Genomic DNA, 14170 nt, shown 5'->3' with positions numbered 1-14170 from the left:
GTTGCTATTATTCTGCTTTAAACAAATCTTTGATGCCGCCAATAGAACCGAGGAGGTTAGTGGCCTCATACGGCAGATAGACGGTCTTGGTCTTGTCGCCCTCAGCCAGCTCCTGCATCATCTGGATGTATTTCTGAGCCAGCAAGTAATTGGCGGGGTTCGTGCTCTTGCCCACAGCCTGGGTGATGAGCTCGATGGCCTTGGCCTCGGCCTCAGCCTTACGGATACGGGCCTGTGCCTCACCTTCAGCCTGAAGGATGGCCTGCTGTTTGGCAGCCTCGGCCTTGTTGACGATGGCTGTCTTCTCACCCTCAGAAGCCAGGATCTCGGCAGCCTTCTGTCCCTCAGAGGTCAGAATCTGTGCACGCTTGTTACGCTCGGCCTGCATCTGCTTCTCCATGGCCGTGAGTACTGAATCAGGAGGTGTGATATCCTGCAGCTCTACACGGTTCACCTTCACGCCCCACTTATCGGTAGCATCGTCGAGCACGGCAGAGAGCTTCTTGTTAATCGTATCACGAGAAGTCAGCGTCTCATCGAGTTCCAGTTCACCGATGATGTTACGCAGGGTGGTCTGCGTGAGCTTCTCGATAGCGTTAGGCAGGTTGTTAATCTCGTAAGTAGCCTTGAACGGATCTACAATCTGGAAATACAGCAGCGCATTGATCTCTGTCTGCACGTTATCCTTGGTGATAACATTCTGCTTGGGGAAGTCGTACACCTGCTCGCGAAGGTCGATGGTGGTTGAATACATATAGCGTCCGTGGTGGAGCACTACAATCGACTTGGCGCGATCGATGAACGGGATAATGAGATTGATACCGGGCTGGAGCGTAGCATAGTAACGTCCCAGACGTTCAACGATCTTGGTTTCTGACTGAGGAATGATCACGAGTGCCATTTTGGCAAAGATAACCACGCATACCACGACGGCTATCAGGACATAAGTCATAATTTGGTCCATAATTGTATTTTATTATTTTTCTATTTCAACTGTGATAATGGTCGATGCACGATCCACGACAATGACATTAGTGCCTTCGGGGATATCAGCAGCACCCTTGGTAACAGCCTTCCAGATGTCGCCATCTATCTGCACACGGCCGAAGCCTCCAGCCTGGATGGCCTCCACTACTCTACCCTGTCGGCCCAGCAGCGCATCGGCATTACTGATACGCTTGTCTTCGCCCTTATGCAAATAGCGCTTGGCAAAGGGGCGCACGTAAAACAGACTGACGAGCGTTACTACCGCAAACACGACAATCTGATAGTAAGTACCAGCTCCCAACGCAGCTACAACAGCTGCGGGAATAGCACCGATAGCGAAGCAGATGATGAAGAAATCACCAGCCGTCAGCTCAAGAATCAAGCAGATAAGGGCTACTACCGCCCACAACTGCCAGAGATGTTGCATGATATAATCAATCATAGTCATATTATTTGTTAATCACTTTCTTTTTATTAATGATGTAAATGCCCTTAGGCAGGCTCTTCAGCTCAGAAGCCTTACCCAACCGAACACCACGCAGATCATAGACCTCAGCATCAGGCTCCTTGAGCTGGATGCTCTGCAAACCGGTATCCTCGATCATCGTGAAGAAATACACATACTTAATCGTACCATCCTCAGCCCAATTCAGATACTTCGTAGTACCATCCTCTTTATACAATACCAGTAAGACATACGTGCTGTTCAGTTTCAGATTAACGAACTCAAACGGAATATCCTCTACATCTGCAACAGCAATATTCACATTCTTAGTAACGTTCTGATCAGGATCAGCGAGAGTATTTCCTATAACTTCGCACGGGAAAAAACCAATTTTATCATTATATGCTTCCGAGCCTAAGTTCTTGACATGCAGAGTTCCCTTCAAAGTGGTACCCATCACATCATTCTGGCCCGTTGCATTTTGTACTGCGCCATCAACGTCGAAATTAATGTCTAAAGCCACACCTGTAACCGTAGCTGTGAACACATAAAGTGTATCAGACTTCACGCTTAGTTTTTCGCTATTTCCACTCAGAATAAACTTAAAGTTACCCGCACGCTGAGGGGTATATTGTAGTATAACGGTACCCGTTTCACCTGGCTCCAGATTGGTACCACCACCCGTCAGGAACTGGAACTTATCAGCTCCCTGCTCCAAACTGGCATTACCATACAGGAAGATTGGCGCATTATACGTCTTGTTACAATCAGTCAGATTAATTGTAATGGTGATGGGCTCACCCACTACGTTATTGCTGCTCACATCCACACTATTAATCGTAAACGAAGACACTTCGGCCTCCTCATAGCGGCCATAGGTCTTAGTGGTCATATTGTTACCATTAATGGTCAGCTCCACATACCTACAAGCAGCACCTAAAGCCCACGACCATGTCGTCTTGCCCGTCTCACGACTCAACAAACGAATCTGGTAAGTGCCATTTGCCAAATCCTTTCCAAACTTAAATGATCGACGAATACCCGTAAATCCAGCCCCATAATCCAAAGGATTACCATCATTCACCTTAAACTCATCAAGGATAGCAATTTGATTACGTCCCTGATATAAGGCAATGGCCAGATCGTACTTACGGGCATCGGGCTTGGTCGCATTATAGCAACTCATCATATCAAGCTCCATGGTCGGAAAATCGTCCGAGACAGAAGCACGGGAATAATTACCAGCATCATTAACAATATAGTTACCACCCACATAGAGTCGTGCAGACTTCTCTCTGTCAACACTTCCCGGCTTTATGCCAACTAAGGCGGTTTGGCCGAAAGAATAGCCGCTCGAACCAGCATAACCGCCCGTGTACTGCTGTTGAGGATTAAGCACAGAAATCAGGAAATAGTCATCACTTTTTCCTCCCCATCCCCAATTCACATGGTAATAGCCTGTGCCATTATCAACCTTATAGCCATCAATAATAAATGAGTGACCACCGATTCCCTGACCGGATGTGGCTGACTGACCATTATAAATAACCGGACGACTATTGCTCAACTCACTATAGATTTCATTATCCCACGACTGGGCCGTATAGCACTCACGATCAATAATTTCCAAAGTTTCGGAATAGCTATAGGCATTACGAAGTGCTTCGCACGCATCAATATCAATCGCATACGAACTACTCGCGCCATAAGACATACAAACCTTCTCGCCGATATCAGCCATCAGTCTGGCTACAGCCTTGCACGAAGCAAGCGTATCAGGACCGACACCGCCCACATAAATATTATCACCATAGGTCTTGGTCATCGCACTCCAGTTGACGGTGCTGGGCCATTGATGATAATACATGATTTGTGCCATCGACGTAGCGATACAACCTGTAGGACAATTCCCACCCGCGCCGTTATCAGGGCAATACAAATTATAAGGCGTATCCTGATTCCATTCGGTCTGAATCAAAGGCGTAATATCAGCGTGCGTCGAGACGACACCACGGGTTTTGACAGATGCCGTTGCTGCATAATGATAAGCCTCCAACAGCGCCTTCATGGCAGGAGGAGCCGTCTGCGCATCATACGGCTCGTTCAATCCGAAAGCCAGAACAGCAGGAAGCTCATCGTCAGCGCTGATAACCACGAAACCATTACTCTCATTAAACACATAGATGCCGGCATCATCGCCGTCGACTACCCCAGTTACGACACGAGTAAGATTAATATTAGCACCACGGGTAGCTGACACCTTACTGCGCAAGAAATCACTTGCCAACTGACGAGCTTTTTGCTCGTCAACGGGGGCTGCTACTGTCAGAACAAGACTGAACAGATACAGGAACGTTGTGAGTAGAGATTTCTTCATAATCGTAACGTTTTGATGGTTTAATAGTGCAAAAATAGACATTTTTGTCGAAACAACAAAGAAAAAACAAAATATTAGCAAATAAAAGTGCGTTTTTTCCGTTATTATGTCAGAATGAGACGCAATTTTGAGCAATTCATCATCATAATGGTACTTTTAATGAGTACCTTGACAGCATTCGCCGACGACTTTACCTTGAAAGGAAAGGTCATCGACGAGGATGGGCATGCACTTGAGCTTGTAACAATATCGTGCGCCGCCCAAGGCAAGGTGACAATGAGCAACCTAAAAGGTGAATTCAGCCTCGGTCTGAAATCAGCCGATTCTGTCGAGGTCAGGTTTTCGATGGTTGGCTATGGTGTCAGGAAACGTGTATTCAGACGTCCCAAAGGTAAGATGACCGTACAGATTGTGATGCACCCAGCAGCCACACTCAGCGAGGTAACGGTTACCCAGCGCCGCCGACAGACATCGCAGACAGAACAACTGTCCACAAAAGACCTTCAACAAACGCCATCGACCACAGGCAATGCCGTTGAAGAGATGATTCAGCAACAGGCTGGTGTGTCGAGCCATAATGAGCTATCATCACAATACAACGTACGCGGTGGAACGTTCGACGAGAACTCGGTTTATATCAATCAGGTGGAGGTCTATCGCCCATTTCTCATCAGTAGCGGACAGCAGGAAGGTCTGTCGGTCATCAACCCCGACATGGTTGACAGAATAGGATTCTCAACAGGTGGATTCGAAGCGAAATACGGCGACAAAATGTCGTCTGTATTAGACATTACCTACCGACGCATCAAAGGCTTTGAGACTAATGCCACTGCCTCGCTATTAGGAGCCAGTGCATTCGCTGGTTACGGCAACAGTAGATTCTCGATGAGTCATGGCATCAGATACAAGACGAACAGATACTTGTTAGGTTCTTTAGAAACAACCGGAGAATACAAACCAAACTTCCTTGATTACCAGACATATATCGTCTATTCGCCAAACAAAAGGTGGAACCTTGATTTTATCGGCAACATATCAGACAACCACTACAATTTCAAACCCAAAGACCGGGAAACAAGTTTTGGCACATTAGCCGATGTCAAGTCGTTCAAAGTGTATTTCGACGGACAAGAAAAAGACCGGTTCAGCACCTTGTTCGGCGCTCTCGGAATCACACGCAGATTATCCGACTCGACCAGTGTAAAGTTTCTGACATCAGCATTCCATACCAAAGAACGTGAAACCTACGATATCACAGGTCAGTATTGGCTGGACGACACCCAGACTCAAGAGAGTTTAGGCGTGGGTACCTACATGGAGCATGCCCGCAATTATCTGACTGCCGACGTCGTCAGTTTCAAGCTCATTGGGCGCCATCAGACCCGGCATCACGATTTTGAAGCAGGCGTCAGCTATCGCACAGAACATATCAAAGAACAGTCACGCGAATACGAGATGCGCGACTCAAGCGGCTACTCCATCCCCCATTCTGCCGACAGACTCGACCTGATCTACACACTGAACGCCAGAAACGATATCAGAACCCACAGAACAGAAGCCTATCTGCAGGACACCTACCGATGGTCGAAAGGCGACAACTATTTCACGCTCAACTATGGTGTCAGAATCGCCAACTGGTCGTTCAACAAAGAGACAACGGTATCGCCGAGAGTATCATTCGCCTTCGTCCCAGCATTCGATAACGACCTGACCATCAGGCTGGCAACAGGCCTGTATTATCAGTCGCCTTTCTACAAAGAGATGCGCGACACAACCACAGCGAACGGCATAACAACAGCGGTTCTGAACAACAGGATCAAGAGTCAGCAATCCACTCATCTGATTGCAGCAGCCGACTACAGATTCAGAATGTTGAACCGTCCATTCAAATTTACCGCAGAGGCCTACTATAAAGCCCTGTCGAACCTGATTCCATACAACGTACAGAACCTGAAGATCACCTACTATGGCGAGAATCTTTGCAAAGGCTACGCCACAGGTATCGATCTGAAATTGTACGGTGAGTTTGTGCCAGGCACCGACTCCTGGCTCACTTTCTCGCTGATGAGCACTCGCCAGAAGTACAACAACCTGTGGAAGCCGCTGCCAACCGACCAGCGCTGGTCAGTAAACCTACACTTTACCGACTATTTCCCAGGCACAGAACGCTGGAAGATGACGCTACGTCTGGCATTTGCCGACGGACTGCCCTTCGGCGCCCCACACAGAGGCCTGGAACAGCAAGACTTCAGAGCGCCAGCCTATAAGCGTGCCGACATCGGCATGAGCTACTGCGTCATGAAAAATACCAAAGGTATCAAAGGTATCTGGGTAGGAATTGACTGTCTGAACCTGTTTGGTATTTCTAATGTAAACAGCTATTATTGGGTAACAGATGTTACCAATACCCAATGGGCTGTCCCAAATTTCCTGACGGGTCGCCAAATTAATGGGAAAATCAGTATAAACCTATAATATTTGTTAAATTTTGACAGATTTCCTTTCTACGCGTATAATTAATAATATAAAAGAGCTACCTTTGCAAAAATTAAGGAAGATTTTTGTTTAAATATAGCTGAAGATTATATGATTTTTAGTATGAAAAGAATATCAAATTGGGCAGCTGTTTCGCTTATTGCCTTATGTAGCTGTTCGCAGGATTTTACCGTTCCCGACGCCACTGAAGAGATCAGAAAGAATGCAGAGAACATTTTCGGTCTGATCGATCCGGAACAGGATTGGCGCACAGTCACATCAGGAAAGGTTTCCATCACCGCCGATGCAGACATGTCGGACATTGCGAAGGTCCAGATCCTCACAGAGTCGCCCTTCTTCAATGGCGACCCAAAGATTCTGGCAGAAGCCGAAGTTTCATCAGGACAGACCGTCACATTAAACTATGATGCTCCAAGAGGCTATGAAAAGCTGATTGCTGCTTGTGTTGACAGCAAAGGGCACCACTTCATCAAGAGTTTCGACCTGAACGCCACAGAGGTCAGCTTTGGCACAACAGCCAATGCTCGCAGAGTAGCTACCAGAAGCGATAACACCATTGATGTGAGCAATCTGAAACTTGACGCCACCAGCGCTCAAAGAACGCTGAATGCTTACAGAAACATTTTCGCAAACCTTACCAACCAGACTGGCGAGACCTACATGCAGAACGCAAGTCAGAATAACAACATTTACATATGGGCCGACACCAAGTGGGAGAACGAAATGATCTGGAAGCTCTCAAGCACCAGCTCTGCTAACGGAACATGGAATGTAGTTAATGGCACGATTGTCAGAGCTACAGATCCTATTGATGCCAGCGAAGTCACTGAACTACAAGCCATATTCAATAATTTCATCCCAAACAAATCTGGTGTTACATACAAAAAGCAGCACAACAACCTGAAAAACATCAGCGAAAGTTCTGCTGTCAGATTCTTCAACAACCATTTGACCAGTGATGGCAGTCCTATCATCATCACGCCCGTACAAATGAGTTCTACCGACATGAAGTACTGCGAGTTGTATTACTATTATTACAACCCCGACAATATGCCAGAGGGCATGACCGAGACTGAATATGTCAAGCAGCTGCCGAAATTCAAAGCCATGCAATGCCAGTATACCAAAGATGCGTCGAATATAACGAATGAGGCCGACTTCTTCAAAGTTCACCAGTATCTGTTGCCATATTATGGCGACCAAAGCCTTTTGAAGTCAGGCGAATGCACAACCGACGGAAAGGTATATCGCATCCGCAATGGTGCCACCTACAAGTCGTCATCATTCTACTTAACCTCATATCCTAACAAAGTAGGATACTACGATGATAAGATGGCCACACGCTATGACGACGACGCCACCAATATCAGCAATCAGTTATGGCAGATATTCACGACAGACGACGGCAAGACCGTTCTCTACAACATCGGCTCTGGAAAATGTCTTATTAAAGCTTATGATTTCCTTTCTTCGAACGAGACGTGGGGCACCTTCCTTACCGACTATATGCCAGCGGTAAAGGAGAATTCCTTCATTTCCGACGAGACGAATAACGTATGCCATTTCTGGCTCAGCAACGACAAGACCCAGGCACTCGGTTCGAATGTGGGCAAGCACAATCTTCGTGTTGCCACCAATAAGACAGCCTCGGCCAATGGCGCCCAGATTGACTGGTATTTAGAGGAATATGGAGGCAACCAGAACATCAACAAACTGACCAGCCTTACATTAGAAGGCGCTCCTGAAACCAACAATACAGCCATCAGCGCATCCATGCCAAAAGGCTACAGAGTGGGCTTCATGATGAGAAAAATCAACGTTCCACGCGAAGGTAAGACCTTCCAGGCCTACATCAATACCGTCAACAACGGTTGCACGTATGGCTATGGCGAGCTCAACAGCGTCATCAACAACTTCCCCGGGCACTTTGGCGATTCAAAGAAATTTTATTTTATGGATGATAAATCCCCACGTATCGCGATGTTCAACGCCAACAACAAGACCTATCTGGCATTTGAAGATGGTAACGACAGTAACTTCAGCGATATGATTATCGAGGTGGAAGGCAACAGCGGCAAGATGTTTGACGATGTATATGAAGTGAAGGATATGGCCTACACGATGTGTTTTGAGGACCGTCCGAATATAGCCGACTACGACATGAACGACGTTGTATTACGCTGCGTCCGCCTGTCGCCCACCCAATTACAGTTGACTCTGATTGCAACTGGTGCTAACGACCAGGTATATCTGAATGGTATCGCAGGTAATTGTATCAGTGGTACCGACCTGAACGATAAAGAGGTACACGCGTTGTTTAATGTCTCAACCAGTACATTCGTCAACACCCAGCCTTCAGCAACAGCTGTACCATGCGTATCAGCCGTTTACGAGGTTAGCGAAGCAACAAGAATACCTCAGTTCTTAGACGACATCTATATCAAGAACTATAGTATGGCAGGCAACGAGATTCACGTCCCACAGAAAGGCGAGCCTCCATTTGCTCTGATCATACCAGGCGACTTCGACTATCCAGCAGAGCGCATCAGCATCATCGATGCCTACAGCGCTTTCAGGACATGGGCCAACAACGCCTACAACTATGGCGCCTGGTTGGAGTCGTATGACAGTTCCAAGTTATATGTGAACCCCTATAACAAATAAGCAAGAACTTACATAAAAATAAGAGATTGTAGCAGAAATCACGCTACAATCTCTTTTTTTTAATAAAAAAAGCAAAATAAGGTTGGATTCTCATATAAGTTTTGTAACTTTGCACTTCGAAAATATTAATTCTAATTTTAAAGGTTATGAAGATTTCGCACATTGAGCATCTGGGCATTGCCGTCCAGAGCATTGAGGAAAGCCTGCCGTATTTTACCGACGTGCTGGGTCTGGAGTGTTATGCAACAGAAGTAGTTGAAGACCAGAAAGTGAAGACTGCCTTCCTGCGTTGCGGCGAGGTGAAGCTGGAGCTTCTGGAGCCCACATCACCTGAGAGCACCATCCAGAAGTGGCTCGACAAAGGCAACAAGGGCGTACATCATGTAGCCTTCTGTGTAGAGGATGGCGTAGCCAAAGGTCTGGCCGAGGTTTCTGAGAAGGGCGTACGCCTGATTGACGAGAAGCCACGCAAGGGCGCCGAAGGATTGAACATCGCCTTCCTGCATCCAAAGTCAACATGTGGCATTCTGACTGAGCTCTGTGAGCACCCTGAGTAATCATTAAAAAAGTATATTCTCAAAATTTTAATAAAGAAATGAGCAAACAATTAGAAAAAATCAAGCAACTCATCGAGAAGCGCGAACAGGCCCGTCTCGGTGGTGGTGAGAAAGCAATTCAGAAACAGCACGATCGTGGCAAGTACACCGCTCGTGAGCGCATTGACATGCTGCTCGACGAGGGTTCGTTCGAAGAGTACGATATGTTTAAGGAGCATCGCTGCCATAACTTCGGTATGGAGAAGAAGCAGTTCCTTGGTGATGGTGTAGTAGCAGGTTCGGGTACCATCGACGGTCGTCTGGTATTCGTCTTCGCACAGGACTTCACCGTACACGCAGGTTCTCTGTCAGAGACCATGAGCCAGAAGATTTGCAAGGTCATGGATATGGCCATGAAGATGGGTGCCCCTGTTATCGGTATCAACGACTCGGGTGGTGCACGTATCCAGGAGGGTATCAACTCGCTGGCTGGTTTCGCTGAGATTTTCGAGCGTAACATTCTGGCATCAGGTGTTATCCCACAGATTTCAGGTATCTTCGGTCCTTGCGCCGGTGGTTCTGTTTACAGCCCCGCTCTGACCGACTTCACCCTGATGATGGAAGGCACATCATATATGTTCCTCACAGGTCCAAAGGTTGTAAAGACCGTTACCGGCGAGGATATCGACCAGGAGCACCTGGGCGGTGCATCGGTTCACGCTACCAAGTCGGGTGTTACCCACTTCACAGCTAAGACCGAGGAAGAGGGTCTGCAGATGATCAAGACTCTGCTGAGCTATATCCCATCAAACAACATGGAGACCGCTCCTTCTAAGCCATGCGACGACCCCATCAACCGTATGGAGGACACATTGAACGAAATTATCCCAGAGAACCCCAACGAGGCATACGATATGTATAAGGTTATCGCTGCCATCACCGATAACGGCGAGTTCTTCGAGGTACAGCCTAAGTTCGCCAAGAACATCATCGTAGGTTTCGCCCGCTTCAATGGTCAGAGCGTAGGTATCGTAGCCAACCAGCCTGCTTGCTACGCTGGTGTACTCGACGTTAACGCCAGCCGTAAGGGTGCCCGTTTCGTTCGTTTCTGCGACGCCTTCAATATTCCTATCGTATCACTCGTTGACGTTCCAGGATTCCTGCCTGGTACAGGTCAGGAGTACAACGCAGTTATCCTGCACGGTGCTCAGCTGCTCTACGCTTACGGCGAGGCTACTGTGCCCAAGATTACTGTTACTCTGCGTAAGTCGTACGGTGGTTCTCACATCGTTATGGGTTCTAAGCAGCTGCATACCGACCTCAACTACGCATGGCCATCAGCCGAGATCGCCGTTATGGGTGCATCAGGTGCTGCTGCCGTACTGTATGCTAAGGAGGCTAAGGCCAAGAAAGAGGCTGGCGAGGACGTTAAGGCATTCATCGCTGAGAAGGAGGACGAGTACAACGAGCTCTTCGCTAATCCTTATCAGGCTGCCAAGTACGGCTACATCGACGATGTCATCGAGCCACGCAACACTCGTTTCCGCATCTGCCGCGGTCTGGCCCAGCTCGCTACCAAGCGCGACTCGCTGCCCGCTAAGAAACATGGTAACATACCTATGTAATTGATATTAAATAATATGAATAAAGAAGTATATGCTGCTATTGCCCTGGCCCTGCACGAGCATCTGGGTAACAACGTTCACGACGTTGAAACGGGCATTATAACAATTAACGCGCGCCCCACTCAATGGAACGGCTACGCGCAAACATTCACTCAACATCCTTAAAAATGAAAGAATACAAGTATACCATTAATGGTAATAAGTACGAGGTTGTGGTAGGCGACATTACTGATAACATCGCTACCCTGACCGTTAACGGCGAAGAGTACACCGTAGAAATGGAGAAACAGGCTGAACCTGAGAAGAAGAAGCCAGTAGTTAAGGCTGCAGCCACAGCTGCTGCCGACGACGCTCCTGCAGCTAACAAGGGCGCTGTAAACAAGGCTAATGCCGTAAAGGCTCCTCTGCCTGGTGTTATTACCGACATCCTGGTGGCCGAGGGCGACGAGGTAAAGGCTGGCGACACAGTCATTGTACTTGAAGCCATGAAGATGGCCAACAACCTGGCTGCCGAGAAGGATGGTAAGGTTACAGCTATCTGCGTAAAGATTGGTGAGAGTGTAATGGAGGACGATGCTCTGGTAGTTATCGAGTAAGATTACACCTTATATAAAATGAAATCCCTGCCATCACCAAGTGGCAGGGATTATTTTTATCTATTATCGTTTGCGAACGCTCATTCTGTACTTATCTGTCAGTTCGATATGCATCACCCGTGTAAAGCCATCAGCAAACGGCGGAATGGCCAACGCCACATGTCCCATCGTACGGCGCAGATTAATCTCCACACAAGGATGCAACAGGAACCCGTCCTTATCCTCTGTCGACACAATCATCATGTCAACACCAAACGGGCCTTGGTATTTCCCTTTGAAGTTTTCGCCTAAGCAATGGCATACTTTTTCTTTAACCGCCATCAACAAATCAATTGGTATATAACGACTTATCATTTCCTGCTTTTCATCTTCTTTCGTTATCAGGTTGCCCGTATAAGCCCCATTCTTAGTCAGAAACAGCGACAAGCCCAGATACTTCACGCAGCCCTCACCATCGCTTTCGAACTCCATACCGAAGTCCTTCACCTTATGATAGTAAGGCTCTACAACCACTGCACCCTGTTTCTCAACGATATTCTTGATCCAGCGCTCTTGATAGTCGTCGATAGAGCCCGTCATAAAGCGCACCCCTCGCCCACTACTGCTCCAGGGTGCTTTCACCACGATGTGTCCATGCTGTTCCAACTGCTGTTTCACGCCGGCTATGGTAGTCACACAGCACGACGTGCCGATAGTACCTGACATCTGCAAGTGACTCAGCAATTCTACTGCCTGCATGCGATGCGACAGTTCGCGTATCTCAGCTATCTCATCCTCTGTTGGTACAGCCTCTACGCCATAGCGCAACAGGAAGGCCCGCAGGGCAAGATCCCAGCCCCATGGTTCCACCTTATTAATATATAAAGAACGTAGTTGCGATTTATCCACAAACTTTTTGGGCGTTCCACCCACTTTGGCTCGCAGACGTCCATACTGCCTGACAGCCTTCTCCACATCATCCACCAGAATATAATCTTCATCGCCAGCCCAAAGCGCTGGGATATATCCCAGATCATATCTCAACTTCCTTCCGGCATGCGGTGCTGTGAAATTTGAGAGGTTTGCAGCTAATGCAAGGTCATGTTCTGGATTAAACACGTATAATTTTGCCATTTTCATCAATTTTGGCGCAAAATTACTACTTTTTTTTGAGATTTTGCAAGTTAGACTTTGCAATTTAAGATAAAATGTGTATCTTTGCAGCACTTTTAAAAGTAAGAAGAAACAAATCAAGCAGGAATGGAAGCTTTTTTCAGGACGCACAGATATCTCGTAGAGCATGTAAATGCACCGGTTCGTCGCATTCTAATGGATGAGATTGACTGGAACGACCGTATGATAGGTATCAAAGGTACACGAGGTATCGGCAAGACCACTTTTCTACTTCAATACGCCAAGGAGAATTTTGATATACTCGACAAGCAATGTCTGTATATCAACATGAACAATTTCTATTTCCAAGGCCAGGGCATAGCCGACTTTGCCGGTAAGTTCTACAAGCATGGCGGTCGCGTATTGCTCATCGATCAGGTGTTCAAGCAGCCCAACTGGAGCAGCGAGCTTCGCAAGTGCTACGACCTGTATCCCAACCTGAAGATCGTGTTCACCGGTTCGAGCGTGATGCGCCTGAAGGACGAGAACCCCGAGTTGAATGGCATCGTGAAGAGCTACAACCTGCGCGGACTATCTTTCCGCGAGTTCATCAACCTGATGACAGGCAACAACTTCCAGCCCTACACACTCGACGAGATCCTGCAGAACCACGAGCGCATTATCAAGCAGATTCTGCCCAAGGTATCGCCCAACCGTTACTTCCAGGACTATATCCATCATGGTTTCTACCCCTTCTTCCAGGAGCATCGCAACTATAGCGAGAACCTGCTGAAGACGATGAACATGATGACCGAGGTAGATATTCTGCTCATCAAGCAGATAGAGCTGAAGTATCTTACAAAGATCAAGAAGCTGTTCTATCAGATAGCCGAAGAGGGACCAGCCAAGACGCCAAACGTAAGCAAGCTGGCTCAGGACATCGAGACCAGTCGTGCCACCGTGATGAACTACATCAAGTATCTCACCGATGCCCGACTGCTCAACCTGATATACCCCGTAGGTCAGGACTTCCCCAAGAAACCAGCCAAGATTATGCTCCATAACTCCAACCTGATGTACGCCATCTATCCTATTCAGGTGGACAAACAGGAGGCTATGGAGACCTTCTTCGTTAATTCGATGTGGAAGGACCACAAGGTGAACACCAGCAGCACACGCGACGCCAGCTTTATCGTCGACGAGAAACTGAAGTTCCGTGTGATGGATGCTAAAGCGCCAGGCAAACAGCGCACATCGCCCGACGTGATCTACGCCCGTTATAACACCGAGATAGGCGTTGGCAATCAGATACCGCTGTGGTTATTGGGATTTTTGTATTAAGAGTCTATTAA

General features: G+C 47.5%; 11 protein-coding genes. 7 read left to right on the top strand and 4 right to left on the bottom strand.

What is annotated here, in order from left to right; all coding sequences use genetic code 11:
- Nucleotides 1–7 precede the first annotated feature (7 nt).
- Genes T495_RS0104895 through T495_RS0104885 form a run of 3 tightly spaced genes read right to left on the bottom strand, consistent with a single transcriptional unit; the run spans nucleotide 8 to nucleotide 3809 of the window.
- Nucleotides 8–964 (bottom strand): SPFH domain-containing protein, encoded by a 957-nt coding sequence (locus T495_RS0104895; protein WP_033147814.1) that lies wholly within the window; start codon nucleotides 962–964, stop codon nucleotides 8–10.
- Between the two features lie 12 nt (nucleotides 965–976).
- Nucleotides 977–1429, bottom strand: a complete 453-nt coding sequence (locus T495_RS0104890) for an NfeD family protein (protein ID WP_033148065.1) — start codon at nucleotides 1427–1429, stop codon at nucleotides 977–979.
- A 7-nt stretch (nucleotides 1430–1436) separates the two neighbouring features.
- Nucleotides 1437–3809, bottom strand: a complete 2373-nt coding sequence (locus tag T495_RS0104885; protein WP_033147813.1) for a C10 family peptidase — start codon at nucleotides 3807–3809, stop codon at nucleotides 1437–1439.
- Between the two features lie 159 nt (nucleotides 3810–3968).
- On the opposite strand from T495_RS0104885, the gene T495_RS0104880 reads away from it, so the two are divergent.
- The 6 genes from T495_RS0104880 (at nucleotide 3969) to T495_RS0104860 (ending at nucleotide 11726) form a co-directional block, all read left to right on the top strand.
- Complete coding sequence (locus T495_RS0104880; RefSeq protein ID WP_231495055.1) at nucleotides 3969–6284, top strand: TonB-dependent receptor; 2316 nt, start codon at nucleotides 3969–3971, stop codon at nucleotides 6282–6284.
- Nucleotides 6285–6407: 123 nt separating this feature from the next.
- A complete protein-coding gene (locus tag T495_RS0104875; protein WP_033147811.1) occupies nucleotides 6408–8969 on the top strand; it encodes a DUF4842 domain-containing protein in 2562 nt (853 codons plus the stop codon).
- Nucleotides 8970–9115: 146 nt separating this feature from the next.
- Nucleotides 9116–9526, top strand: coding sequence for a methylmalonyl-CoA epimerase (mce, locus tag T495_RS0104870; protein ID WP_013064811.1), 411 nt, complete (start codon nucleotides 9116–9118; stop codon nucleotides 9524–9526).
- A 38-nt stretch (nucleotides 9527–9564) separates the two neighbouring features.
- Nucleotides 9565–11130, top strand: a complete 1566-nt coding sequence (locus T495_RS0104865) for an acyl-CoA carboxylase subunit beta (RefSeq protein WP_028903587.1) — start codon at nucleotides 9565–9567, stop codon at nucleotides 11128–11130.
- A gap of 15 nt (nucleotides 11131–11145) precedes the next feature.
- Nucleotides 11146–11295 carry a hypothetical protein gene (locus tag T495_RS16040; RefSeq protein WP_197018838.1) on the top strand — a complete coding sequence of 50 codons (150 nt, stop codon included), beginning with the start codon at nucleotides 11146–11148 and terminating at the stop codon, nucleotides 11293–11295.
- A 2-nt stretch (nucleotides 11296–11297) separates the two neighbouring features.
- Entirely contained in the window at nucleotides 11298–11726 is a 429-nt protein-coding gene (locus tag T495_RS0104860; RefSeq protein WP_028903586.1) for a biotin/lipoyl-containing protein, read from the top strand.
- Between the two features lie 63 nt (nucleotides 11727–11789).
- Here T495_RS0104860 and T495_RS0104855 read toward each other — a convergent pair whose 3' ends face one another.
- Nucleotides 11790–12839, bottom strand: coding sequence for a hypothetical protein (locus tag T495_RS0104855; protein WP_033148064.1), 1050 nt, complete (start codon nucleotides 12837–12839; stop codon nucleotides 11790–11792).
- Between the two features lie 126 nt (nucleotides 12840–12965).
- Between T495_RS0104855 and T495_RS0104850 the strand changes: the two genes are divergently transcribed.
- Complete coding sequence (locus tag T495_RS0104850) at nucleotides 12966–14159, top strand: ATP-binding protein (RefSeq protein WP_028903585.1); 1194 nt, start codon at nucleotides 12966–12968, stop codon at nucleotides 14157–14159.
- Nucleotides 14160–14170: the final 11 nt, after the last annotated feature.

This window comes from Prevotella sp. P6B1 (genome assembly GCF_000702825.1).
In the GTDB taxonomy this organism is placed as follows: Bacteria; Bacteroidota; Bacteroidia; order Bacteroidales; family Bacteroidaceae; genus Prevotella.
This window is presented reverse-complemented; position numbering and strand designations above follow the sequence as displayed.

Coding starts and splice junctions, on each gene's coding strand:
- T495_RS16040 (WP_197018838.1), top strand. CDS start 11,146: ATGAATAAAGAAGTATATGCTGCTATTGCCCTGGCCCTGCACGAGCAT.
- T495_RS0104895 (WP_033147814.1), bottom strand. CDS start 964: ATGGACCAAATTATGACTTATGTCCTGATAGCCGTCGTGGTATGCGTG.
- T495_RS0104885 (WP_033147813.1), bottom strand. CDS start 3,809: ATGAAGAAATCTCTACTCACAACGTTCCTGTATCTGTTCAGTCTTGTT.
- T495_RS0104855 (WP_033148064.1), bottom strand. CDS start 12,839: ATGGCAAAATTATACGTGTTTAATCCAGAACATGACCTTGCATTAGCT.
- T495_RS0104880 (WP_231495055.1), top strand. CDS start 3,969: ATGAGTACCTTGACAGCATTCGCCGACGACTTTACCTTGAAAGGAAAG.
- mce (WP_013064811.1), top strand. CDS start 9,116: ATGAAGATTTCGCACATTGAGCATCTGGGCATTGCCGTCCAGAGCATT.
- T495_RS0104875 (WP_033147811.1), top strand. CDS start 6,408: ATGAAAAGAATATCAAATTGGGCAGCTGTTTCGCTTATTGCCTTATGT.
- T495_RS0104890 (WP_033148065.1), bottom strand. CDS start 1,429: ATGATTGATTATATCATGCAACATCTCTGGCAGTTGTGGGCGGTAGTA.
- T495_RS0104860 (WP_028903586.1), top strand. CDS start 11,298: ATGAAAGAATACAAGTATACCATTAATGGTAATAAGTACGAGGTTGTG.
- T495_RS0104865 (WP_028903587.1), top strand. CDS start 9,565: ATGAGCAAACAATTAGAAAAAATCAAGCAACTCATCGAGAAGCGCGAA.
- T495_RS0104850 (WP_028903585.1), top strand. CDS start 12,966: ATGGAAGCTTTTTTCAGGACGCACAGATATCTCGTAGAGCATGTAAAT.